The organism is Sinorhizobium americanum, from assembly GCF_001651855.1.
In the GTDB taxonomy this organism is placed as follows: Bacteria; Pseudomonadota; Alphaproteobacteria; order Rhizobiales; family Rhizobiaceae; genus Sinorhizobium; species Sinorhizobium americanum.
Window position 1 is genome coordinate 169,285 of record NZ_LNQC01000044.1, and the last position, 24,690, is coordinate 193,974.

The following is a 24,690-nucleotide window of genomic DNA, read 5'->3' on the forward strand; positions in this document are numbered from 1 at the left end:
GTGAGACATGCAGTTCATGAAGATCAAGGACCTGGCGGGAACAGATTTCCCGGAACTCTCGGCGCAATTGAACGGTGATTCCGCGAATGCGGAAATCTCAGGCCTCACAGCCGACAGCCGGCAGGTCAGGCCCGGCGACCTGTTCGTGGCTGTCGCCGGGACGAAGGCGAACGGCACCGCTTATATCGCCGATGCCCTTTCGCGCGGCGCCGCGGCAATCGTGGCTGCCGATGCCCACCCGGACGCGGGCGCGCCGGTGTTCGTGCTTCCAGATACGCGTCGCTTTCTCGCCAAGGCGGCCGCAGCCTTCTACGGGCGCCAACCCGAGACGATGGTGGCGGTGACCGGAACGGCGGGCAAGACATCTGTCGCCTCCTTCACGCGGCAGATCTGGGCGCATTCCGGGCTTTCGGCGGCGATGATCGGTACCACCGGCGTCACCGCGCCGGGCCGCAACGACTATGGCTCGCTCACCACTCCGGACCCGGTATCGCTTCACAGGCTGCTCGCCGAACTCGCCGACGAGGGCGTCACCCATGCGGCGATGGAGGCTTCCAGCCACGGCCTCGACCAAAGCCGGCTCGACGGCGTCCGACTGGCCGCCGCCGCCTTCACCAATCTCGGCCGCGACCACATGGACTATCATCCGACCGTCGAGCACTACATGGCCTCGAAGATGCGTCTCTTCGGCACGCTCCTGCCCAAGGGCTCGCCGGCAGTAATCTTTGCCGACGACCAATGGTCGGCCGAGGCGATCACTGCTGCTCGCAAGGCCGGCCACGACGTGCGTACCGTCGGCCGCAACGGCGACTTCATCAGCCTGAAGCGGGTCGAGCATTTCCGCCACAAGCAGTCGGCCGAAGTGCATGTGGGTGACGACATCTTCGAAATCCACGTGCCGCTCGCCGGCGATTTCCAGGTGGCCAACGCGCTTGTCGCCGCGGGCCTCGCCATGTCCACCGGAATCGAGGCCAAGGCCGCCTTCTCGGCGCTCGAAAAACTGCAAGGCGCCTCCGGCCGGCTTGAACTCGTCGGCCAGACGACGGACGGCGCGCTTGCCTATGTGGACTATGCCCACAAACCGGACGCTCTCGAAAACGTGCTTGAATCGGTGCGGCCGTTCACCACCGGCCGAGTCATCATCGTCTTCGGCTGCGGCGGCGATCGCGACAAAGGCAAGCGGCCGATCATGGGTGAAATTGCGGCTCGTTTGGCCGATATTGTCATCGTCACCGACGACAATCCGCGCTCGGAAATTCCGGAGGTGATTCGTTCGGAGATCATGGCCGGTGCCAGGGGCGCCACCGAAATCAGCGATCGAGCCGAGGCGATCCGGACGGCTGTCGGCATGCTGAAGGCAGGTGATACGCTGATCGTTGCCGGCAAGGGACATGAGGAAGGGCAGACGATCGGTGCCGTGACGCTGCCGTTCTCCGATCATGCGGAAGTACGCAAGGCGCTGGGAGGGCAGTGAGTTGAACTGGCTCTGGACATGCAGCGATCTTCTGGCGGCCATGAACGGCCGTCCGGTCGGCAACCTGCCCGAAGGAATCATCGGCATCTCGATCGACAGCCGCACGATCGTCAAGGGCGAGGCCTTTTTCGCGATCAGAGGCGATCGCGTCGATGGCCATGACTATGCCGGGATCGCGCTTGCCAACGGGGCCTCTCTGCTCGTCGTCAGCGAAGGAAAGCTTCCGGCGCTCGGGCGACTGATCGCGCCGATGATCGTCGTTGACGATGTCTTGGAGGCGATGATCCGCCTCGGTTGCGCCGCGCGCGACCGCAGTGCCGCAAAGGTCGTCGCGGTCACCGGCTCGGTCGGCAAGACGACGACGAAGGAGATGCTGAGGCATGTCCTGTCGCCGCTCGGGCGCGTCCACGCCTCCGTCGCCTCCTTCAACAATCATTGGGGTGTGCCGCTGACATTGGCGCGCATGCCGGAGACGACCGATTTCGGCATCTTCGAGATCGGCATGAACCATCCGGGCGAGATCCGGCCGCTGACCGCGATGGTGCGCCCGCATGTGGCCGTCGTGACCAGCATCGCCGCCGCTCATCTCGGCAATTTTGCGAGCCTCGACGAAATCGCCGCGGCGAAGGCAGAGATCTTCGAAGGTGTGGTCAAGGGTGGGCATGCGGTCATCAACCGCGACAGTCCGCAGTTCGAGCTTCTTGAACGGGCTGCCGCGGCGGCGGGCATCAGCCATATCCATTCCTTCGGCGCCAATCCCAAATCGGAATATCGGCTGATAGAGTTCGCCGGCGGCGCCGATCGATCCGTGCTGTGGGCCGGCATCGGCGGCAGGACGCTGGAGGTGACGATCGGGGCTCCGGGACGGCATATTGCCGAGAACGCCCTGGCGGTGGTTGCCGCCGCGCAACTCGCCGGCGCGGACCTCGACCGCGTCATTGCCTCGCTCGCGACCATGCAGCCTGAAAAGGGCCGTGGATTTCGGCACCGTCTGAAGATTGGCGCGGGTCACCTGACGCTGATCGACGAAAGCTACAACGCCAACCCGGCGTCGATGCGGGCGGCGATCGCCCTCTTGCGTGACGCCGAGCCATCTTCCGGCGGCCGCCGTATCGCTATTCTTGGCGACATGCTGGAGATGGGCGAGCATGCGGCGGCTGTGCATGCAGCGCTGGCGGAACCGATCGCCCAGGCGGGCCTAACCGACATCTGGCTTGCCGGTCCCGACATGGCGCATTTGTGCGACGCTCTGCCGGCTGAGGTTTCGGTCGTCTACCGCGAGGCGGTCGGCGACCTTATCCCCTACGCGCTCGGCGCCGTCGCTCCCGGCGACGTCGTGATGGTCAAGTCGTCGAAAGGCACCGGCTGCGCCAAGATCGTTCAGGCCCTTCTCGATGCCTACCCGCAAGAGTTGGCCGAAGCGGGGGAAGTATAAGGGCACTGCCACCAATGCTGGTGGATAAGGCCTCGGCCACGGGAATTGGCCTAACATAGTCAAGTGCAAGTGGGTATCGTCTATCAGATGATTCTGTTGGACGATGTCCAATTCTAAACCTTTGGGGAAAGGTCCCTTATGCTGATCTGGCTCGTGGAACTGGCGGACCACTTTCAATTCTTTAATCTCTTCCGCTACATCACTTTCCGCACGGGTGCAGCTCTCTTCACCTCCGCCCTGATCGTGTTCCTGTTCGGCCCGGCCATCATTTCCTCGTTGCGCATCCGCCAGGGCAAAGGCCAGCCGATCCGCGCCGACGGCCCGCAGACGCATTTCAAGAAGGCCGGCACGCCCACCATGGGTGGCCTGATGATCCTCGCCGGCATCGTCGGCTCGGCGCTGCTCTGGGCCGATCTCTCGAGCATCTATGTCGTCTCGACGCTGCTGGTAACGCTCGGCTTCGGCGCAATCGGCTTCTACGACGACTACCTCAAGGTCACCAAGCAGTCCGACAAGGGCTTTTCCGGCAAGGCGCGCCTCGGCATCGAATTCGTGATTGCGGCAATTGCCGTTTTCTTCATGATGCGGGCGGCGCTTTCGACGGGAGCGGCAGGCTCCACTTTCGGGTCTTCGGTGACGTTTCCGTTCTTCAAAGACCTGATGCTCAATCTCGGCTACTTCTTCGTGCTTTTCGGCGGCTTCGTCATCGTCGGCGCGGGCAATGCCGTGAACCTTACGGACGGTCTCGATGGTCTCGCGATCGTTCCGGTTATGATCGCCTCTGCTGCGTTCGGGCTGATCGCTTATCTCGCGGGCAATGCTGTTTTCGCCAACTACCTGCAGATCCATTTCGTGCCGGGCACCGGTGAACTAGCGGTCATCCTCGGCGCGGTGATCGGCGCCGGCCTCGGCTTCCTCTGGTTCAACGCACCGCCGGCGGCGATCTTCATGGGCGACACTGGCTCGCTTGCGCTTGGCGGCCTGATCGGCACCGTTGCCGTCGCCACCAAGCACGAGATCGTCATGGTCATCATCGGCGGGCTCTTCGTCATCGAGACGCTGTCGGTCATTATCCAGGTCTTCTGGTTCAAGCGCACCGGCAAGCGCGTCTTCCTGATGGCACCAATCCACCATCACTTCGAGAAGAAGGGGTGGACGGAGAGCCAGGTGGTGATCCGCTTCTGGATCGTTGCGGTCATCCTAGCGATGGTCGGCCTCTCGACGCTCAAGCTGCGGTAAGCGAGATGATCCCCGTCACCACATTCAAGGGCAGGAAGGTCGCGCTCTTCGGCCTCGGCGGTTCGGGTCTGGCGACGGCCGAGGCGCTGGTCGCGGGCGGCGCGGTGGTCACCGCCTGGGACGACAATCCGGAGAGCGTCGCCAAGGCTGGCGCCGCGGGCATCGCGACGGCGGACTTGCGCCACGTCGACTGGAATGCCTTTGCAGCCTTCGTCCTCTCGCCCGGCGTTCCGCTGACTCACCCGAAGCCGCATTGGACAGTCGATCTTGCGCATCAGGCCGGCGTTGAGATCATCGGCGATGTCGAGCTTTTCGTGCGCGAGCGCCGCGCCCATGCCCCCGATTGCCCCTTCATCGCCATCACCGGCACGAATGGCAAATCGACGACGACGGCGCTGATCGCCCATATCCTCAAGACCAGCGGGCGGGACACGCAACTCGGCGGCAATATCGGCACGGCCGTGCTGACGCTCGATCCACCGAAAGCGGGTCGTTTCTATGTGGTCGAATGCTCGTCCTACCAGATCGACCTGGCGCCGACGCTCGACCCCACGGCCGGCATCCTTCTCAACCTGACGCCCGACCATCTGGACCGGCACGGCACCATGCAGCACTATGCCGACATCAAGGAACGCTTGGTGGCCGGGAGCGGGACCGCGGTGGTCGGCGTCGACGACAGCTTCTCGAGCCTGATTGCCGACCGGGTGGAGCGGGCAGGAACGAAGGTGGTGCGCATCTCGCGCCGTCACGTGCTGGCCGACGGGATCTATGCCGAAGGATCGTCTCTCATTCATGCCCAAGGCGGCACGTCCGCGCTTTTCGCTGATCTTTCCGGCATCCAGACGTTGAGAGGCGGACACAATGCTCAAAATGCGGCGGCGGCCGTTGCGGCCTGCCTTGCCGTCGACGTCAGCGAAGATGATATCATCAATGGGCTCAAGAGTTTTCCGGGTCTCAAGCACCGGATGCAGCCGGTCGCGAAAAGGGACAATATCGTCTTCGTCAATGACAGCAAGGCGACCAATGCCGATGCGGCGGCTCCCGCACTTTCGAGCTATGAACGGATCTATTGGATCGCCGGCGGCGTGCCGAAGGAAGGCGGCATCACCTCGCTGTCGCCGTTCTTCCCGAGGATCGTCAAGGCCTATCTGATCGGCGAGGCGGCGCCCGCCTTCGCGGCGACGCTCGGGGAGACGGTGCCCTACGAGATTTCCGAGACCTTGGAGAAAGCGGTCGCGCATGCGGCGGCGGATGCGGTGCAGGATCGCCAGGGCCCTGCCGCGGTGATGCTTTCCCCGGCTTGCGCAAGCTTCGACCAGTACAAGAATTTCGAGGTGCGGGGCGATGCCTTCGTCGGCCACGTGGCGGCCCTCGAAGGCGTGACCATGCTCATCTGACGCGCGAGTCCTGGACGGGGTCGGTGCGGCGGCCGGGATTTCAGTAGTTGGCGTATAGTGCGCCGGAAAAGGGGACAGACAGATGGTAAGCCGAGCCGAACGTGGCCCCGTGGCCGACTGGTTCTGGACGATAGACAGGTTCTTCCTTGCGACTTTCATCCTCCTGATGGGCGTCGGCTTCATGCTTTCCTTCGCGGCCAGCCCGCCGGTCGCCGAGCGGCTCGGGCTCGACAGCTTCCACTTCGTCAAGCGTCACGCAGTCTTCCTCCTGCCATCGCTCGTTGTGATGGTAGGCATATCCTTTTTGTCGCCGCGGCAGGTCAGGCGCGCGGCGATCATCCTGCTCGCTGCATCGCTCGGCATGATGGTTCTCGTTCTCTTTGTCGGCGAGGAGGTCAAGGGTTCGCTCCGCTGGATTTCGATCGCCGGCATTTCGATCCAGCCGTCCGAATTCATGAAACCAGCCTTCGTCGTCATCTGCGCCTGGCTATTCGCCGAGCACGCCAAGCAGCCGGAAATCCCCGGCAACCTCTTGTCGATCCTGCTCTTCGGCATCGTCGGCGCACTGCTCGTCGCCCAGCCCGATCTCGGCCAGACGATCCTGACTGCGGCGGTCTGGGGCGGAATGTTCTTCATGGCCGGCATGCCGTGGCTCTGGATCATCGTGCTGGCCGGGGCGGCCGCGGGCGGCTTCTTCGTCGCCTATACGATGCTGCCGCACGTCGCCGGCCGTATCGACCGCTTCATGACCGGCGAGGGTGACACGTTCCAGGTGGATACGGCGCGCGACGCCATCATCCGCGGCGACTGGTTCGGCCGCGGTCCGGGCGAGGGCATCGTCAAGCGCATCATTCCCGACAGCCACACCGACTTCGTCTTCTCGGTGGCCGCAGAAGAGTTCGGCATCGTCTTCTGCATGGTCATCGTGCTGATCTTCGCCTTCCTGGTCATGCGCGGGCTTAACCACGCATTTCGCGAACGCAACGATTTCAACCGCTTCGCAGTCGCCGGCCTGGTGTTGCAGATCGGCATCCAGTCGATGATCAACATCGGCGTGAACCTTGAATTGCTGCCGGCCAAGGGCATGACCCTGCCGCTTATTTCCTATGGCGGCTCGTCAATGGTGGCGATCTGCGTGACCGCCGGCTTCGTCCTGGCGCTCACCCGGCATCGGCCGGAGAAACGTGCGGTCGAGCGCAGCCTCTTTCGATCCGGCGTCGGCGTGCCGGCGGAGTAAGACATGGACAAGGGCATCATCTTTCTAGCCGCCGGCGGTACCGGCGGACACCTCTTTCCCGCCGAGGCGCTTGCGCATGAATTGAAGGCGTCGGGCTATGCCGTGCATCTCGTGACCGATAGCCGTGCCGAGCGCTATGCCGGAAAATTCCCGGCCGACGAGGTGCATGTCGTACCTTCCGCCACGATCGGGTCGAAGAACCCCATCAAGCTTGCGCAATCGGTGTGGAAACTCTGGACGGGCTTGCGCGCCGCGCGGCGTCTGATTGCCCGCTACAGGCCCCGGGCGATCGTCGGCTTCGGCGGGTACCCGACGGTGCCCCCGCTTCTCGCCGCCACCGGAATGGGCGTTCCGTCGCTCATTCACGAGCAGAATGCGGTGATGGGGCGCGCCAACAGGATGCTGGCTTCGCGGGTGCAGGCAATCGCCGGCGGCTTTCTTCCCGAGAGCGGCGGAAGCTTCGCGGCAAAGACCGTGACGACCGGAAATCCGGTCCGCCCGGCCGTATTGGAGGCGGCCAGCGTGCCCTATCCGGCACCGGCCGGCGGCCCATTTCATCTCGTCGTCTTCGGCGGCAGCCAGGGCGCGCAATTCTTTTCGAAGGCGGTGCCGCAGGCCGTCTGCCGTCTCGACGACGTTCAGCGCCAGCGGCTCAAGGTGACGCAGCAGGCGCGGCCGGAAGACAGGGAAGGCGTCATTGCCGCCTACGACAAGCTTGGAATTCCGGCTGAGGTCTCGCCCTTCTTCAACGACATGGCGGCCCGCATCGCTTCGGCGCATCTGGTCGTCTGCCGGTCGGGCGCGTCGACGGTTTCCGAGGTCTCGGTGATCGGCCGTCCGGCCATCCTCGTTCCCTATCCCTACGCGCTGGACCACGATCAGGCGGCGAATGCCGCAGCGCTTGCCGCCAAGGGCGGGGCACGGGTGATTGCCCAGGCGGAACTCAGCGCCGAACGGCTCGCCGGCATCCTTTCCGACGCCATGAACACTCCCGAGGCGCTGGCACAGATGGCGGCGAACGCCCGCGAAACCGGCAAACCGGATGCCGCGCGCTTGCTTGCGTCCCTGGTAGAGGCTATTGCCAGCGGCTCGACAGTCGCCAAATTCAAGGAAGCACGCTCATGAAAATGCCGAAGACGATCGGGCTCGTACATTTCATCGGGATCGGCGGCATTGGCATGAGCGGCATCGCCGAGGTGCTGCACAATCTCGGCCACCGGGTCCAGGGCTCCGACCAGTCGGACAGCGCCAATGTGCAACGCCTGCGCGAAAAGGGCATCAAAATCTCGGTCGGCCACAAGGCGGAGAATCTTGGCGACGCCGAGGTGGTGGTCGTCTCGACGGCGATCAAGAAGGACAATCCCGAACTGATTGCGGCGCGCGAAAAATTCCTGCCGGTGGTGCGCCGCGCCGAGATGCTTGCCGAGCTGATGCGCTTCCGCAATGCGATCGCCATCGGCGGCACGCACGGCAAGACGACGACGACGTCGATGGTCGCGGCGCTGCTCGACGCCGGCGGCCTCGATCCAACGGTGATCAATGGCGGCATCATCAATGCCTATGGTACGAATGCGCGCATGGGGGCCGGCGAGTGGATGGTCGTCGAGGCGGACGAATCCGACGGCACCTTCCTCAAGCTCCCGGCCGATATCGCCATCGTCACCAATATCGACCCGGAGCACCTCGACCATTACGGCAATTTCGACGCGGTCCGCGCTGCCTTCCGCCAGTTCGTCGAGAACGTGCCCTTTTACGGCTTCGGCGTCCTCTGCCTCGATCATCCGGAAGTCCAGTCCATGGTCGGCAAGATCGAGGACCGCAAAGTCGTCACCTATGGCGAGAATCCGCAGGCCGACGTGCGCTATCACAATATCCGGATGGACGGCGCGACCTCTGTCTTCGATGTCGAGATACGCCGCCGCCGCACCGGCCAGGTGATAAAGCTCAACGACCTGCGCCTGCCGATGCCCGGCCGGCACAACGTTTCGAACGCCACGGCCGCCGTCGCGGTCGCGCAGCGTCTCGGCATTGCGCCGGAGGCGATCGCCAAGGGGCTCGCCTCCTTCGGCGGCGTCAAGCGCCGCTTCACGCTCACCGGCGAATGGAACGGCACGCACATTTTCGACGATTACGGCCACCATCCGGTCGAGATTAAGGCGGTCCTGAGGGCCGCGCGCGAGGCCTGCCAGGGGCGCATCGTCGCCGTTCACCAGCCGCACCGCTATTCGCGCCTGTCGAGCCTGTTCGAGGATTTCTCCGCCTGCTTCAACGATGCGGACACTATTCTGATCGCACCGGTCTATGCGGCGGGCGAGGACGCCATCGACGGCGCCAATTCCGAAGCGCTCGTCAACAGCATCAAGGCCGCCGGCCATCGCGATGCCCGCTATCTCGCCGGGCCGGAAGCGCTCGCTCCGGTCGTCTCAAAGATTGCGCAGCCGGGCGACTTTGTGGTTCTCTTGGGGGCTGGCAGCATCACCTATTGGGCCGCGGCGCTTCCGAAGGAACTCGCGGAAATTTCAGGAAGTTGAAGCATGAAGCAGGTTAACGGTCAGAAACTCCTGGACGCGCTCGGAAGCGGCGTCAGTGCAATCCGCGGCCGCATCACGCCCGATGCTCCGATGGACCGGGTGACCTGGTTTCGCGCCGGCGGGCTTGCCGAGCTGATGTTCCAGCCGCACGACACCGACGATCTCGTCGCCTTCCTGAAGCTGGTACCGCAGGACGTGCCGGTGATGGTGATCGGCGTCGGCTCGAACCTGCTGGTGCGCGACGGAGGTATTCCCGGCGTGGTCATTCGCCTCTCGGCGAAGGGCTTCGGCGAACTGGAGATCGTCGGCGATAACCGCATCAAGGCGGGTGCGATCTGCCCGGACAAGAACATCGCGGCCATGGCGCTCGATCACGGCATCGGCGGCTTCTATTTCTACTACGGCATCCCGGGGTCGATCGGCGGTGCGCTGAGGATGAATGCCGGCGCCAACGGCGGCGAGACGCGGGAGCGCGTCGTCGAGGTCCACGCGGTCGATCGCAAGGGCAACAGGCACGTCTTGAGCAATGCCGACATGGGCTATGCCTATCGGCATACGGCTGCGGCCAAGGACCTGATCTTCACGCATGGGGTCTTCGAAGGCTTTCCGGAGGACAAGGCGAAGATCCGCCACGACATGGATGCGGTGCGCCAGCATCGCGAGACGGTGCAGCCAATCCGCGAGAAGACCGGTGGCTCCACCTTCAAGAATCCGGAAGGGCATTCGGCCTGGAAGCTGATCGACGAGGCTGGTGGGCGCGGCATGATGATCGGCGGCGCTCAGATGTCGCCGCTTCACTGCAACTTCATGATCAACACCGGCCAGGCGAGCGGCTACGAGCTCGAATATCTCGGCGAGACGGTGCGGGCGCAGGTGATGGAGCATTCCGGCATCAAGCTTGAATGGGAGATCAAGCGGATCGGCAATTTCATGCCGGGCTATGAGATCAAGGAATTCCTCGGCCGCGCCACGGCCTGAGGCGAGAAGAACCGAATGATCATGGGCCGCGACGGGAAACCGCCGCGGCATTTTTGTGTTGCTAAGACCCTCACCGAAGGGGCCCGCTGGACAAGCCGCCATTTCTCGCGCCCGCCTTACAAAGCGCCGATTCAGCATGGAAGCCCTGTGTATTGGTCGATTCTGGCTGACGGCGGCTGCGGTCATCGCAACAAGAGTTAACCAAAGTAAACGGTTCGTTAACCATATTGTCGTTGTAGTGGCCCGAGGCGGAGATCTCGCGACTCGGGGCTGATGGAAACAGCCAGACGCAAGCAAGCTTTGCGATAGTGGCGTACTGTTTGGGGGTCTGAATGAGCGGCAGGCATGTTGCTGTCCTGATGGGCGGATTTTCCTCGGAGAGACCGGTAAGCCTGTCTTCCGGGGCGGCTTGCGCGGATGCCTTGGAGGCCGAGGGTTACCGCGTCACCCGCGTCGATGTCGGTCGTGAGGTGGCCGCCGTGCTCGCCGAATTGCGTCCCGAAGTCGTGTTCAACGCCTTGCATGGCCCCTTCGGCGAGGATGGGACCATCCAGGGCATTCTGGAATATCTTGAGATTCCCTACACTCATTCCGGCGTACTTGCCTCGGCGCTCGCCATGGACAAGGCGCAGGCGAAGCACGTCGCCAAGGCCGCCGGCATTCCGGTGGCCGACGCCTTGATCATGGACCGGCGCGACTTCGGCAATGCTCATCCGATGAAGCCGCCCTATGTGGTGAAGCCGGTTCGGGAAGGCTCGAGCTTCGGCGTGGTCATCGTCAAGGAAGACCAGTCGCATCCGCCGCAGGTCATTACCTCCAGCGAGTGGCGCTACGGCGACCGCGTGATGGTCGAGCGCTATATTGCTGGACGCGAACTCACCTGCGGTGTCATGGGCGACGTGGCGCTCGGCGTTACCGAGATCATCCCGCAGGGGCATGCCTTCTACGACTATGATTCGAAATACGTAAAAGGTGGTTCGAGGCACGTTATTCCGGCGCAGATTTCACCAAATATTTACCAAAAAATACAATCCTTGGCGGTGAAGGCGCATCAGGCGATCGGTTGCCGTGGCGTCAGCCGATCCGACTTCCGTTTCGATGATCGTGGAGATGGCGAGGGCGAGTTGATCTGGCTGGAGATCAACACGCAGCCCGGCATGACCCCGACCTCCCTGGTTCCCGAAATGGCGCAGCATGCGGGCCTTCAGTTTGGTGAGTTTCTAAAGTGGATGGTGGAGGACGCATCGTGCTTGCGTTGAGGGGCAAAAGGGGCAGAAGGGTTCGTCACCCGCTCGGCGTCGCCGCCGAGGGTGATGATGCTTTCGTATTGCCACGGCCGCTGCGCAAGGGCGTCCGCTTCCTGGTCAGCCTCGGTGCCGGCCGCGTCCGCTTTCCCGCCCATACCGGCACCATCTCCGCCGCCGCTTTCCTTCTGGCGACAGGCCTCTACGGCATGTCACTCGGCGGCCACACGCAGAATTTCGCGCAGGCTTCGACGACGGCGGCCGGCTTTGCCATCGAAGACGTCCGGGTCTCCGGCAACGAGCAGACCTCCGAGATCGACATTCTCCAGCAGCTCGGTCTCGACGGGACGACGTCTTTGGTCGCGCTCGATATCGGCGAGGCACGCCGCCTGATCGGCGAATTGCCTTGGGTCGAGAGCGTCACCGTGCGCAAGATCTATCCCGCGACGATCGAAGTTAACCTGAAGGAGCGCCAGGCCTTCGGCATTTGGCAGCACGGTTCTGATCTGTCGCTCATCGAGCGCAGTGGCAGCGTGATTGCCCCGTTGCGCGACAACAAGTTTGCCGCGCTGCCGCTCTTCGTCGGGCGCGATGCCGAGACGGCGGCGGCTGCCTTCTACGACGAGTTTTCCCGCTGGCCGGAGTTCCGCTCACGCGTCAAGGCTTTCGTGCGGGTCTCCGGCCGGCGCTGGGACCTGCGCCTCGACAACGGCATCGTCGTCAAGCTTCCGGAGAAGGACGTCGCCCGGGCGATGCGGGTTTTGGCCGAGATGGAAGAAGGTCATCAGCTTCTCGAGCGCGATATCGCTGCCGTCGATCTGAGGCTTGAAGACCGCACGACCGTACAACTCACACCGGAAGCGGTTGCGCGCCGTGAAGTGGCGCTGAAGGCGAGGGAGAAGATGCTGAAGGCGCAGGAGAAGCGGATATGAGTCTGTTCGGTTCCGCCAGTTTCGGCCTGCCGCGCCTGAAGCCGCTCTCCTCGAAGCGGTCGCACGTCGTTTCCGTGCTCGACATTGGCTCGACCAAGGTCGTCTGCATGATCGGCCGGCTGACGCCGCGCGCCGAGAGCCAGATCCTGCCCGGCCGCACCCACAATATCGAGATCATCGGCATCGGCCACCAGAAGTCGCGCGGCGTCAAGAATGGCGTCATTGCCGACCTCGATGCGGCGGAAAGCGTCGTACGGTTGGCTGTCGATGCGGCGGAGCGGATGGCTGGGCTGACGATCGACAGCCTCATCGTCAATGTCTCGGCCGGCCGCCTGCAGAGCGATGTCTACACGGCGACGATCGACCTCGGCGGGCAGGAGGTCGACGCGAACGACCTGAAGAAGGTGCTTGCCGCCGCCGGCCAGCAGTCGCTCAGGACCGACCGGGCTATCCTGCATTCGCTGCCGACCGGCTTTTCGCTCGACGGAGAGCGCGGCATCCGCGACCCGCTCGCGATGTTCGGCGACGTCCTCGGCGTCGACATGCATGTGTTGACCGTCGAACGGGCCGCGCTGAAGAACCTTGAACTTTGCGTCAATCGCGCGCACCTCTCGGTCGAAGGCATTGTCGCAACGCCCTATGCCAGCGGCCTTGCCGCACTCGTCGACGACGAGGTCGAGCTCGGCTGCGCGGCGATCGACATGGGCGGCGGCACAACGACCATCTCGGTCTTCGCCGAAGGCAAGCTGGTTCATGCGGATGCCGTCAGCCTCGGCGGCCATCATGTGACGACCGATCTGGCACGCGGGCTTTCGACGCGGATCGAGGATGCCGAGCGCCTGAAGGTAGTGCATGGCTCGGCGCTTCCGAACAGCGCCGACGAGCGCGACATCGTCTCGGTTCCGCCGATCGGCGAGGATGACCGTGATCAGCCGACCCATGTGCCGCGCGCGCTTGTCTCGCGCATCGTACGGGCCCGCATTGAGGAAACGCTGGAGCTCATCCGCGACCGCATCCAGCGCTCCGGCTTCAGCCCGATCGTCGGCAAGCGGATCGTGCTGACCGGCGGCGCCAGCCAATTGACCGGTCTGCCGGAAGCGGCGCGGCGGATCCTGGCCCGCAACGTCCGCATCGGCCGGCCGCTAGGCGTCTCCGGCCTGCCGGCCGCCGCCAAGGGTCCGGCATTCTCTACGGCCGTCGGGCTGATGATCTATCCGCAGGTCGCCGATCTCGAGACGCATGCCAGCCAGAGCGGCATGTTCTCCCTCGGCGGCGGCAACAGCCGTATCGCCCGCATGGGCCAGTGGTTGAAAGAGAGTTTCTGAGTTTCATCGGCGCAGATCTCGCGCCGGGCACGACGGGTTTTGAGTTTCAAGGATTTGGCCGGCTCGGCAAGGCGGCCAGAAAAAGAGAAGGAACGGTACTATGGCCATCAACTTGCAAAAGCCGGACATTACCGAGCTGAAGCCCCGCATCACGGTCTTCGGCGTCGGCGGCGGCGGCGGCAACGCCGTCAACAACATGATCACCGCGGGCCTGCAGGGCGTCGATTTCGTCGTCGCCAATACGGATGCGCAGGCGCTCACCATGACCAAGGCCGAACGGATCATCCAGATGGGTGTCGCCGTCACCGAAGGTCTCGGCGCCGGCTCGCAGCCGGAAGTCGGCCGTGCTGCTGCGGAAGAGTGCATCGATGAGATCATCGATCACCTGCAGGGCACCCATATGTGCTTCGTCACCGCCGGCATGGGCGGCGGCACCGGCACGGGCGCCGCGCCGATCGTCGCCCAGGCGGCCCGCAACAAGGGTATCCTCACCGTCGGCGTCGTTACCAAGCCCTTCCAGTTCGAAGGCGGGCGCCGCATGCGCATCGCCGACCAAGGCATTGCCGACCTGCAGAAGTCGGTCGATACCCTGATCGTCATCCCGAACCAGAACCTTTTCCGGATCGCCAACGACAAGACGACCTTCGCCGACGCCTTCGCCATGGCCGACCAGGTTCTCTATTCAGGCGTCGCCTGCATCACCGACCTCATGGTCAAGGAAGGCCTCATCAACCTCGACTTCGCTGACGTCCGCTCGGTGATGCGCGAAATGGGCCGCGCCATGATGGGCACGGGCGAGGCATCCGGCGAGGGCCGCGCCATGGCCGCTGCGGAAGCGGCGATCGCCAACCCGCTGCTCGACGAAACCTCGATGAAGGGCGCGCAAGGCCTGCTCATCTCGATCACCGGCGGCCGCGACCTCACCCTCTTCGAGGTGGACGAGGCGGCAACGCGCATCCGCGAGGAAGTGGATCCGGACGCCAACATCATTCTCGGCGCCACCTTCGACGAAGATCTCGAAGGCCTGATCAGGGTTTCGGTGGTCGCAACCGGTATCGACCGTGGAGCCGCAGAGGTGCCCGGCCGCTCCGCCGACTTTCGTCCGGTAGCGCCGAAGCCGATCGTCCGTCCGTCGGCCGCCGTACCCGCTCCGCAGCAGCCCATCCTGCAGCAGCCGGTTCAGCAACAACCGGTCCAGCAAATCGCCCCGCAGCCGGTCCAACAGCCGGTTCAGCAGGTCGATCAGATCGCACTTGCGATCCGCGAGGCCGAAATGGAGCGTGAGCTCGACATTGCCACTCGCGCGCAGGTCGCTGCACCGGCTCCGCAGGTCCAGGAAGAGGCCTTTCGCCCGCAGAGCAAGCTCTTTGCCGGCGCCGCTCCGGTGGAAGCCGCGCCCGTAGCCCGCGCGCCGCAGCCGATGCCGCGGCCCGTCGAAGCGCCGATGCAGGCTCAGGTCCAGCCGCAGGTGCAACCGCACCCGGTCCGCCAGGAGCCGGCTCCGGTCGTCCGCCAGCATGCCGAGCCGGTTCGCATGCCGAAGGTCGAGGACTTTCCGCCCGTCGTGAAGGCCGAGATCGACCATCGCGCACAACCCGCTGCGGCGCTTCAGGAAGAGCGTGGTCCGATGGGCCTCCTCAACCGGATCACCAGCTCGCTTGGGCTGCGCGAGCGCGAGAGCCAGAATGTCTCGTCCGACATGACCTCGGCAGCGCCGAGCGCCGCTTCCCAGCAGCGCCGCCCGCTGTCGCCGGAGGCGAGTCTCTATGCTCCGCGTCGCGGCCAGCTCGACGATCAGGGCCGCGCCACGCCGCAGATGCGCTCGCACGAGGACGATCAACTCGAGATTCCGGCGTTCCTGCGCCGCCAATCGAACTGATTCCCAACGCGTTCCTTCACCTTGCCGGTGCCCGGGCGAAAGCCCGGGCATTTTCACTTTGTTGCGCGTTTTCAATGGGATGCTAATTCCATTGCGCGCATATGAATTGCGTAACAAAGCGAAACGAACAGTGATTTGGAATGGTGCCTCAGAACTCCTATTTTCACGATCGGATAGGGACGCACGCGATTCGATCGAACGCTGCCAGTTCGAACGTGGCTCGGCCGGCAGCCGTCTGGTCACGACCGGTAGGTCTGCGCTGAAAATCGTCCGCGTGCTGCAAGAGTTTGGCTTCGGCCCAATTGATTGAAAGTGACGAGAGAATGGGAATCGAACTGCTCGGGTTTCAGACGACGATCGCAAGCCCGATAACCCTGAAGGGAATTGGCGTTCACTCCGGTGCCGAGGTGGAGATCACCTTCCATCCGGCCGAGGCGGACGCCGGCATCGTCTTCCAGCGGGTACTCGCCGGCGGACGGGTGAGCGAGTTCAGAGCCGTTTCGTCGCAGGTCGGCAACACCGATCTTTGCACCGTGCTTGGACTTTCGCCTGCAACTTCGATCGCCACCATCGAGCATGTCATGGCGGCGATCTATGCGCTTGGCCTCGACAATCTGCTGATCGAAGTCAATGGCGCGGAAATGCCGATCATGGACGGCAGTTCCGAGCCTTTCATCGACGCTATCGAGCAGGCGGGGATCCGGGCACTTGCGGTGAAGCGTCGCTATATCCGCATCCTCAAGCCGGTTCGCATCGAATCGGGCGCTTCCTGGTCGGAGTTCACGCCCTATGACGGCATGCGCTTCGAAGTCGAGATCGATTTCGATTGCCCGCTGATCGGTCGTCAGTCCTGGAAGGGCGACATGACCCCCGCCGTCTTCAAGCGCGAACTGTCGCGGGCGCGTACCTTCGGCTTCATGCGCGACGTCGAGCGGCTGTGGGCTGCCGGCTTTGCACTTGGTTCGTCGCTCGAAAATTCGGTGGTGATTTCGGACGACGACACGGTCGTCAATGTCGAAGGACTTCGTTACGCGGATGAGTTCGTCCGCCACAAGACGCTCGACGCCGTGGGCGACCTTTCGCTCGCCGGCGCGCCGTTCCTCGGCTGCTATCGTTCCTATCGCGGTGGCCACAAGATGAACGCCAATGCGCTGAAAGCTCTCCTGAGCGATCCGACTGCCTATGAGGTCGTGGAAACTGCATCCCAGCGCCAGCGCACGCGCTCCCGCGAATTGGTCGCCGTCGCCGCTCCGGGTTTTGCGCCCTGGTCGGCATAAGAAAGACAGTTCATTACTCTCCAGTCGCCGGCCGAAAGGCCGGCGTTTTCATGGTGGCTGGAGTAAAACGCGGCGAATTGCGGTGGAAAAACGAAGAACATCGCGCCGATACCGGACGAATGTCACAAATTTGCATGAATCGCCGATCATGACGTTGCGGTCTTGAGGCAACTTGCTCTAAAACGCGCAAGTCTGGCGGATGTCAACCGCTACTGCATGTCTCCTTAAATCGACCTCGATTAAGGACAAAGACATGCAGCAATCTAAAGTGCTACAGCGACCCTTGCGCGTCTGGTGCGACGCGCGGCGCTGTAGGTGAAACGGGAATATCCGATGGTCCTTGCAGTTTCTGTTGACATGAGAAAATCAGCGCGCGTCGTCGCCGTCGTCCTTGCGGCAGTCGCCGGCTCGAGCCTGATCACCGCCTGCCAGAACGATCCGGATATCGACATCACCAAGCTAACCGCGGAGACCGATCCGCCGGAAGTGCTCTACAACCAGGGCCTTGCCAACCTGAATGCCGGCAAGACGACGGAAGCGGGGCGCAAGTTCGAGGCGATCGACCGGCAGCATCCGTTCTCCGAATATGCCCGCAAGGCACTGGTGATGAATGCCTTCGTCGCCTACCGCAACGGTCAGTACCAGGACGCGATCAACTCCACCAGTCGCTACCTGAATCTCTATCCGCAGTCCGAAGACGCGGCCTATGCACAATACATCCAGGGTCTCGCCTATACGAAGCAGATCCCGTCGGTGACGCAGGACCAGAAGCCTGCGCAGAGGGCGATTGATGCGATGCAGGTGGTCGTCGATAAATATCCCGATTCGGAATACGTCGATGACGCGCAGGCGAAGATCCGCTTTGCCCGTGACCAACTCGCCGGCAAGGAGATGCAGGTCGGGCGCTATTACCTCGAGCGCAAGGAATATCTCGCCGCCATTTCCCGTTTCCGTGTCGTCGTCGAGCAGTATCCGAACACCAACCAGGTCGAGGAAGCGCTGGCGCGTCTCGTCGAGGCGTATTTCTCCATGGGCGTGACCGCGGAGGCACAGACGGCGGCTGCGGTTCTCGGGCATAACTACCCGGACAGCCAGTGGTACGCCGATTCCTACAAGCTGCTGCAGTCGGGCGGTCTCGAACCGCGCGAGAGCGGTACGTCCTGGATCGCGCGCGCGGGCAAGAAACTCATCGGCGCCTGATCGCTTCGGCGCTTTCACGGAAGATATGATCCCGGATGCTCGCCCAGCTCTCGATCCGCGATATCGTCCTGATCGAACGGCTTGACCTCAGCTTCGACGCGGGGCTCTCGGTGCTGACCGGCGAAACCGGCGCGGGCAAATCCATCCTTCTCGATAGCCTGTCGCTGGCGCTCGGCGGCCGCGGCGACGGTTCGCTGGTGCGCCATGGCGAGGATAAGGGGCAGGTGACCGCGGTCTTCGACGTGCCGCCCGGTCATGCGGCGCGGCTTCTGCTGCACGAAAACGGCATCGACGACGACGGCGACCTGATCTTCCGCCGGGTGCAGTCCGCGGACGGCCGTACCAAAGCCTTCATCAACGACCAGCCGGTGAGCGTGCAATTGATGCGCCAGGCTGGACACGTGCTCGTCGAAATTCACGGCCAGCACGATGACCGGGCGCTTGTCGACATCGACGCCCACCGCGCGTTGCTCGACGCTTTCGGTGGCACCACCGAAACGGCACAAGACGTCGCGGCATTCTATCGCGCCTGGCGGGACGCCGAGCGGGGGCTGAAGAAGCACCGCGAGCGCGTGGAGGCGGTGGCACGCGAGGCGGATTATCTGCGTTCTTCCGTCGAGGAACTGGAGGCACTGGCGCCGCGGGACGGCGAGGAAGAGGAACTGGCCGAAAGCCGGGCGCGCATGATGAAGGTCGAACGGATCGCCGGCGACATCAGCGAAGCGTCCGAATTCCTGAACGGCAATGCGTCGCCGGTTCCGTTGATCGCTTCGCTGGTGCGGCGGCTCGAGCGCAAGAGCCACGAGGCGCCGGGCCTGCTGGAAGAGACGGTCGAGCTTTTGGACGGGGCGCTGAACCAACTTTCCGATGCGCAGATGGCGGTGGAACGGGCGCTGCGCAACACCGAATTCGATCCGAAGGAACTGGAGCGCGTCGAGGAGCGGCTCTTCGCCCTGCGTGCCGCCGGCCGCAAATACTCGGTTCCCGTCACCGAGCTGCCGGCACTTGCCGTCCGGATGATCGCCGATCTCGCCGATCTGGACGCCGGCGAGGAGAAGCTGAAGCAACTGGAGGCGCAGGTGGGCGAGGCGAGGGCGGCCTTCGACACCGCGGCCCGGTCGCTATCGGAAAAGCGCCACAATACGGCGAGCGCGCTCTCGGCGGCCGTGATGGCAGAGCTGCCGGCGCTGAAGCTCGAGCGCGCCCGCTTCATGGTCGAGGTCGCCAGTGATCCCCATTCGCCGTCGGCCGAGGGCATCGACGTCGTCGAGTTTCATGTGCAGACGAACCCAGGCACGCGGCCCGGGCCGATCATGAAGGTCGCTTCGGGCGGCGAGCTATCCCGCTTCCTGCTGGCGCTGAAGGTAGCGCTTGCCGATCGCGGCTCGGCGCCGACGCTGGTCTTCGACGAAATCGACACCGGCGTCGGGGGTGCCGTGGCGGATGCCATCGGCCAGCGGCTGAAGCGGCTTTCGAAGACCGTCCAGGTGCTTTCCGTCACGCATGCGCCGCAGGTTGCGGCGCGCGCCGCGACGCACCTGCTGATCTCCAAGGGACCATCGGCGCAAAAGGCCGAAATGATCGCCACCCGTGTCGCTCGCATGGACGACGAGGCGCGCACCGAAGAAATCGCCCGCATGCTCGCCGGCGCCTCGATCACCGAGGAGGCAAGGGCGGCGGCGGCGCGGTTGCTGGCGGGCGGCGGATAACTGGCGGGCGACAAAGACGACTCTGCGTTCGCAACCTATCTAGCGCCGAGGAGACGCGGTTGTCCTGTTTGGGGTGCAAGGCACGGGCATCGGAGCTGCGCGCGCGATCGGAATGCGGCTTTTCTTTCGTACTGGTTGCTCTACAAAACGACTCCCAAGTCCGGAGTCGCGATCCATGCTGAACGAGAACAGACCCGTCGAGCAATTGTCCGAAGTTGAAGCCGCGGAGGAACTCGCCTTTCTCGCCGCTGAACTCGCCCGCCATGACGCGCTTTATCACGGGCAGGATGCGCCGGAGATATCGGACGCGGATTACGACGCGCTGAAGCGCCGCAACGATTTGATCGAGCAGCGCTTCCCGGCGCTCGTCCGCGAGGATAGCCCCTCGAGGAAGGTCGGCGCGGCGCCTTCGCTGACCTTCCAGGCGGTCGTCCACGCTCGGCCGATGCTCTCGCTCGACAACACCTTTTCCGATGAGGATGCGCGGGATTTCGTGGCCGGCATCTACCGCTTCCTGGGCAAGCTCCCCGATCACTCCATCGCCTTTACCGCCGAACCGAAGATCGACGGGCTCTCCATGTCGCTGCGCTACGAGAACCGCCGACTGGTGGCGGCGGCGACGCGCGGCGACGGCACGACGGGAGAGAACGTCACCGCCAATATCCGCACGATCCGCATGATCCCCCAGACCTTGCTGGCCGATGCGCCGGACGTCGTCGAGGTCCGCGGCGAGATCTATATGGCGAAATCCGATTTTGCCGCCCTCAATGCCGAGATGGCGGCACAGGGCAGGCCGCTCTACGTCAATCCGCGCAACACGGCGTCCGGGTCGCTGCGCCAGCTCGACGCGAAGGTGACGGCGAGCCGCAAGCTGCGCTTCTTCGCCTATGCTTGGGGCGAGATCTCGGCAATGCCGGCGGATACGCAATTCGGCATGGTCGAGACCTTCAAGGCCTGGGGCTTCCCGGTCAATCCGCTGATGCAGCGTTTTTCTTCTGCAGACGAATTGCTGGAGCACTATCACCATATCGAGCGCGAGCGGCCGGATCTCGATTATGATATCGACGGCGTCGTCTACAAGGTCGATCGCCTCGACCTGCAGGCACGGCTCGGCTTCCGCTCGCGGAGCCCGCGCTGGGCGACGGCGCACAAGTTCCCGGCCGAGCAGGCCTTCACGCGGCTCAAGGGCATCGACATTCAGGTCGGCCGTACCGGCGCATTGACGCCGGTCGCGCGGCTGGAGCCGATCACCGTTGGAGGCGTCGTCGTCACCAATGCGACGCTCCACAACGAGGACTATATCCGCGGCCTCGGCAACAGCGGCGAGCCGATCCGCGAGGGGCGCGACATCCGCATCGGCGACATGGTCATCGTCCAGCGGGCAGGGGACGTCATCCCGCAGATCGTTGACGTGGTGATGGATGAGCGGGCCGAGGCGGCGGAGCCCTACAGGTTCCCGACCACATGCCCGGTCTGCGGCAGCCATGCGGTGCGCGATATCAACGAGAAGACCGGCAAGGTGGACGCCGTGCGTCGCTGCACCGGCGGCTTCGTCTGCCGGGCGCAGGCCGTCGAGCACTTGAAGCACTTCGTCTCGCGCCACGCCTTCGATATCGAGGGGCTGGGATCGAAACAGATCGAATTCTTCTTCGAAAGCGATGATCCGACGCTGTCGATCCGGACCGCGCCCGACATCTTCACGCTGGAGCGCAGGCAGGCGGCGTCGCTCACCAAGCTCGAAAACATCGAGGGTTTCGGCAAGGTCAGCGTTCGCAAGCTCTATGAGGCGATCACTGCCCGCCGTTCGATCGCGCTGCATCGCTTCATCTACGCGCTCGGCATCCGCCATGTCGGCGAGACGACGGCCAAGCTGCTCGCGCGCTCTTACGGAACCTATGAGCACTTCGGCGCCGCAATGGTCGAGGCGGGCAGCCTTAACGGGGACGCCTGGAACGAGCTCAACAGCATCGAGGGTATCGGCGAAGTCGTCGCCCGCGCCATCGTCGAGTTCTACAAGGAACCGCGCAACCTGAAAGTCGTTGCCGATCTTCTCGAAGAGGTGACGCCGGAGAGCGCGGAAATACGGGTAGCGACGGATAGCCCGGTCGCCGGGAAGACGGTGGTCTTCACCGGTTCGCTCGAAAAGATGACCCGCGACGAAGCGAAGGCGAAGGCGGAAAGCCTCGGCGCCAAGGTGGCGGGCTCCGTCTCGAAGAAGACCGACATCGTGGTGGCCGGTCCCGGCGCCGGCTCGAAGCTCGACAAGGCCCGCGAGTTAGGCGTCCAGACGATGGACGAGGACGAGTGGCTGGCGCTGATCGGCGGATAATTGGGCGTCTGGCTAAGTTCGCGAGCATTCTCCCTCTTTCACGGCGCGCGCCACGTCCGCGGCGCGCGGGGCTCTTGAGGTTCTGTGTTTAATCGTCGAATCAGGCGGGCTGCTCGGCCGACATATCCATCCACATGAATTCCCAGACATGGCCGTCGAGGTCCTGGAAGCTCACACCATACATTGAACCGTAGTCGATCGCCGGCTTCCAGGGCTTGCCACCGGCGGCGATCGCCTTGTCGAACATCTCGTCGCATTCGGCCCGGCTGCCGGCGGAAAGCGCGGTGATCACCTCCGTGGCCCGCGCGGTGTCGCTGATCTCGCCGACAATAAAGCTACGGAATTTCGGCTCCGTCAGAAGCATGGCAAAGATATTATCGTCGATGACCATGCAGGCGGCGGTGTCGTCGGAGAACTGCTCGTTGAAGGTGAAGCCGAGGGAGGAGAAGAAGGACCGGGAGGCTTTCAGATCCTTGACGGGAAGATTGACGAAAATCATGCGCATGGGATGCTCCTCGTGTGGATGTTGATGCGTCAAGGACGAAGGCGAACGTGTTCTGCCGACAGGTGGGAGAGATTTATCTGGCGTCGGGAAAGCGGCTTTCAAGTGCTAAGGCACCTGAGTCTGCCGACAACTGAAGGCCCGTCCTGTACACCAATTCCGTTTGTATTTTTGCGCTGCACAAGATAGACCTTGCAGCCAAAATTTGTGCAATTGCCTTTTCGCGGGGCTGGCTACTCGCCATATCAGCGAAGCGGGGCGCGTCTTTCCCGCCCCCGGCGGATTGGAGGGTCCGGAGATGAAGACGATAACCACTATCGCCGAGTTGCGCGCCGCCCTTGCCGAGCACCGGCGTGCCGGCCGGACGATCGGACTGGTGCCCACCATGGGCTATCTTCATGTCGGCCATATGGAGCTCGTGCGCCGCGCCCGCAGCGAGAACGACATGGTCGTCGCCAGTATTTTCGTCAATCCGCTGCAGTTCGGCCCGAACGAGGACCTTGCCAAGTATCCGCGCGATCTCGCTCGTGATCAGGAGATGCTCGAGAAAGGCGGCGTCGCTTTTCTTTTCGCACCGGGTGTCGCCGACATGTATCCGCATCCGATGGAGACGGTCGTCGACCTGCCGAAGCTCGGCTCCGAGCTCGAAGGCTCGGTGCGGCCCGGGCACTTCGCCGGCGTTGCGACGGTTGTTACCAAGCTCTTCAACATCGTCCAGCCGGACCGCGCCTATTTCGGCGAGAAGGATTTTCAGCAGCTGCAGATCATCCGCCGTATGGTCGCCGATCTCGCCCAGCCCGTCGCCGTTGTCGGCGTGCCGACAGTACGGGAAGCCGATGGGCTCGCCTGTTCGTCCCGCAATGTCTACCTGACCGCGGATGAGCGCCGGGCGGCAGCGGTCGTGCCGAAAGCGCTCGACGAGGCCGAGCGGCTGATCGCGAGCGGCGTCACCGATCCGGCCGTGGTCGAGAAGGGCGTCACCGATTTCCTTTCAAGCGCGCCGTTGGCACGTCCAGAGGTGGTGGCGCTGCGCGATCCCGAGACGCTCGAGCCGGTCGGCGAAATCGGCGAGAAGCCGGTGCTGCTCCTGCTCTTCGTCCGCTTCGGCACGACCAAGCTGCTCGACAATCGCGTCATCGCTCCGAAATCTGCCCGTTTTGCAAAGGTTGCCTGAAATGAGCGTCCAGACCACGAAGCGGCGGCTCAGCCCCGCCAGTATCGAAGCCTTGAAGGGCGAACGCCCGATTGTCAGCCTTACCGCCTATACGACGCCGATCGCCCGGCTCCTCGACCCGCACGTCGATTTCCTGCTCGTCGGCGATTCGCTCGGAATGGTGCTCTACGGCCTCGACACGACGGTCGGCGTCACCCTCGACATGATGATCGCCCATGGTCAGGCGGTGATGCGCGGCTCCGAGCGGGCCTGTGTCGTCATCGATCTGCCCTTCGGCTCCTATCAGGAATCGAAGGAACAAGCCTTCCGCAGTGCGGCGCGCATCCTGAAGGAAACCGGCTGCAGCGCCGTCAAGCTCGAGGGCGGCGCGGAAATGGCCGAGACGGTCGACTTCCTCGTCAGCCGCGGCATTCCGGTGCTCGGCCATGTGGGACTGATGCCTCAGCTGGTCAACACCACCGGCGGCTACCGCTCCGTCGGGCGCAACGAAAAGGAAGTGGCGAAGATCCGCCGCGATGCCAAGGCAATCGACGACGCCGGCGCCTTTGCGATCGTCGTCGAAGGCACGGTCGAGCCGGTCGCGCGCGAGATTACCGCGACATTGCGCTCACCGACCATCGGTATTGGCGCATCGCCCGCTTGCGACGGCCAGATCCTCGTCTCGGACGACATGCTCGGCATTTTCAACGATTTCAAGCCGCGCTTCGTCAAGCATTTCGCCGAGCTCGCCCCGGCGATCTCCAAGGCGGTGGAAGACTATGCCAACGAGGTGAAGGCGCGCACTTTCCCGGGCATCGAGCATACGTTCCAGGTGAAGCGCTGATCGAT

Annotated in this window: 19 protein-coding genes; 18 read left to right on the forward strand and 1 reads right to left on the reverse strand. The window is 63.8% G+C overall.

Features of this window, described 5'->3' with window-relative positions; genetic code table 11:
• Window positions 1-16: 16 nt before the first annotated feature.
• The 16 genes from ATC00_RS07980 to ligA all read left to right on the forward strand — a co-directional run bounded on the left by ATC00_RS07980 (window position 17) and on the right by ligA (window position 22,186).
• Complete coding sequence (locus ATC00_RS07980) at window positions 17-1,474, forward strand: UDP-N-acetylmuramoyl-L-alanyl-D-glutamate--2,6-diaminopimelate ligase (protein WP_064252520.1); 1,458 nt, start codon at window positions 17-19, stop codon at window positions 1,472-1,474.
• Between the two features lies 1 nt (window position 1,475).
• Complete coding sequence (locus ATC00_RS07985) at window positions 1,476-2,909, forward strand: UDP-N-acetylmuramoylalanyl-D-glutamyl-2,6-diaminopimelate--D-alanyl-D-alanine ligase (RefSeq protein WP_064252470.1); 1,434 nt, start codon at window positions 1,476-1,478, stop codon at window positions 2,907-2,909.
• A gap of 138 nt (window positions 2,910-3,047) precedes the next feature.
• On the forward strand, window positions 3,048-4,148 hold the full coding sequence (mraY, locus tag ATC00_RS07990) for a phospho-N-acetylmuramoyl-pentapeptide-transferase (RefSeq protein WP_037386963.1): 1,101 nt from the start codon (window positions 3,048-3,050) through the stop codon (window positions 4,146-4,148).
• A 5-nt stretch (window positions 4,149-4,153) separates the two neighbouring features.
• A complete protein-coding gene (gene murD / locus ATC00_RS07995; protein WP_064252471.1) occupies window positions 4,154-5,545 on the forward strand; it encodes a UDP-N-acetylmuramoyl-L-alanine--D-glutamate ligase in 1,392 nt (463 codons plus the stop codon).
• Window positions 5,546-5,627: 82 nt separating this feature from the next.
• Entirely contained in the window at window positions 5,628-6,782 is a 1,155-nt protein-coding gene (gene ftsW / locus ATC00_RS08000) for a putative lipid II flippase FtsW (protein WP_037386959.1), read from the forward strand.
• A 3-nt stretch (window positions 6,783-6,785) separates the two neighbouring features.
• Window positions 6,786-7,907 (forward strand): undecaprenyldiphospho-muramoylpentapeptide beta-N-acetylglucosaminyltransferase, encoded by a 1,122-nt coding sequence (murG, locus tag ATC00_RS08005; protein WP_064252472.1) that lies wholly within the window; start codon window positions 6,786-6,788, stop codon window positions 7,905-7,907.
• Window positions 7,904-9,313, forward strand: a complete 1,410-nt coding sequence (gene murC / locus ATC00_RS08010; RefSeq protein WP_037386955.1) for a UDP-N-acetylmuramate--L-alanine ligase — start codon at window positions 7,904-7,906, stop codon at window positions 9,311-9,313. The genes murG and murC overlap by 4 nt, the downstream gene beginning before the upstream one ends.
• Before the next feature lie 3 nt (window positions 9,314-9,316).
• On the forward strand, window positions 9,317-10,291 hold the full coding sequence (murB, locus tag ATC00_RS08015) for a UDP-N-acetylmuramate dehydrogenase (protein ID WP_037386954.1): 975 nt from the start codon (window positions 9,317-9,319) through the stop codon (window positions 10,289-10,291).
• A gap of 332 nt (window positions 10,292-10,623) precedes the next feature.
• Window positions 10,624-11,550 carry a D-alanine--D-alanine ligase gene (locus tag ATC00_RS08020; RefSeq protein ID WP_037386952.1) on the forward strand — a complete coding sequence of 309 codons (927 nt, stop codon included), beginning with the start codon at window positions 10,624-10,626 and terminating at the stop codon, window positions 11,548-11,550.
• Window positions 11,538-12,467: a cell division protein FtsQ gene (gene ftsQ / locus ATC00_RS08025; protein WP_037386949.1), complete on the forward strand. Its 930-nt coding sequence runs from the start codon at window positions 11,538-11,540 to the stop codon at window positions 12,465-12,467. Before ATC00_RS08020 ends, ftsQ begins: the two co-directional genes overlap by 13 nt.
• Window positions 12,464-13,792 carry a cell division protein FtsA gene (gene ftsA, locus ATC00_RS08030; protein ID WP_037386948.1) on the forward strand — a complete coding sequence of 443 codons (1,329 nt, stop codon included), beginning with the start codon at window positions 12,464-12,466 and terminating at the stop codon, window positions 13,790-13,792. Before ftsQ ends, ftsA begins: the two co-directional genes overlap by 4 nt.
• 100 nt (window positions 13,793-13,892) lie before the next feature.
• Entirely contained in the window at window positions 13,893-15,671 is a 1,779-nt protein-coding gene (gene ftsZ, locus ATC00_RS08035) for a cell division protein FtsZ (RefSeq protein WP_037386946.1), read from the forward strand.
• 323 nt (window positions 15,672-15,994) lie between these two features.
• Complete coding sequence (lpxC, locus tag ATC00_RS08040) at window positions 15,995-16,948, forward strand: UDP-3-O-acyl-N-acetylglucosamine deacetylase (protein WP_037386944.1); 954 nt, start codon at window positions 15,995-15,997, stop codon at window positions 16,946-16,948.
• Between the two features lie 333 nt (window positions 16,949-17,281).
• Window positions 17,282-18,148 (forward strand): outer membrane protein assembly factor BamD, encoded by an 867-nt coding sequence (locus tag ATC00_RS08045; protein ID WP_037386942.1) that lies wholly within the window; start codon window positions 17,282-17,284, stop codon window positions 18,146-18,148.
• 35 nt (window positions 18,149-18,183) lie between these two features.
• Entirely contained in the window at window positions 18,184-19,857 is a 1,674-nt protein-coding gene (gene recN / locus ATC00_RS08050) for a DNA repair protein RecN (protein WP_064252473.1), read from the forward strand.
• A 175-nt stretch (window positions 19,858-20,032) separates the two neighbouring features.
• Entirely contained in the window at window positions 20,033-22,186 is a 2,154-nt protein-coding gene (ligA, locus tag ATC00_RS08055) for an NAD-dependent DNA ligase LigA (RefSeq protein ID WP_064252474.1), read from the forward strand.
• A 100-nt stretch (window positions 22,187-22,286) separates the two neighbouring features.
• Here ligA and ATC00_RS08060 read toward each other — a convergent pair whose 3' ends face one another.
• Window positions 22,287-22,691 (reverse strand): VOC family protein, encoded by a 405-nt coding sequence (locus ATC00_RS08060; RefSeq protein WP_037386935.1) that lies wholly within the window; start codon window positions 22,689-22,691, stop codon window positions 22,287-22,289.
• Window positions 22,692-22,986: 295 nt separating this feature from the next.
• On the opposite strand from ATC00_RS08060, the gene panC reads away from it, so the two are divergent.
• Both panC and panB read left to right on the forward strand, forming a co-directional pair.
• Window positions 22,987-23,862: a pantoate--beta-alanine ligase gene (panC, locus tag ATC00_RS08065; RefSeq protein ID WP_064252475.1), complete on the forward strand. Its 876-nt coding sequence runs from the start codon at window positions 22,987-22,989 to the stop codon at window positions 23,860-23,862.
• Window position 23,863: 1 nt separating this feature from the next.
• Complete coding sequence (gene panB, locus ATC00_RS08070) at window positions 23,864-24,685, forward strand: 3-methyl-2-oxobutanoate hydroxymethyltransferase (RefSeq protein WP_037386928.1); 822 nt, start codon at window positions 23,864-23,866, stop codon at window positions 24,683-24,685.
• The last annotated feature ends 5 nt before the right edge of the window (window positions 24,686-24,690 follow it).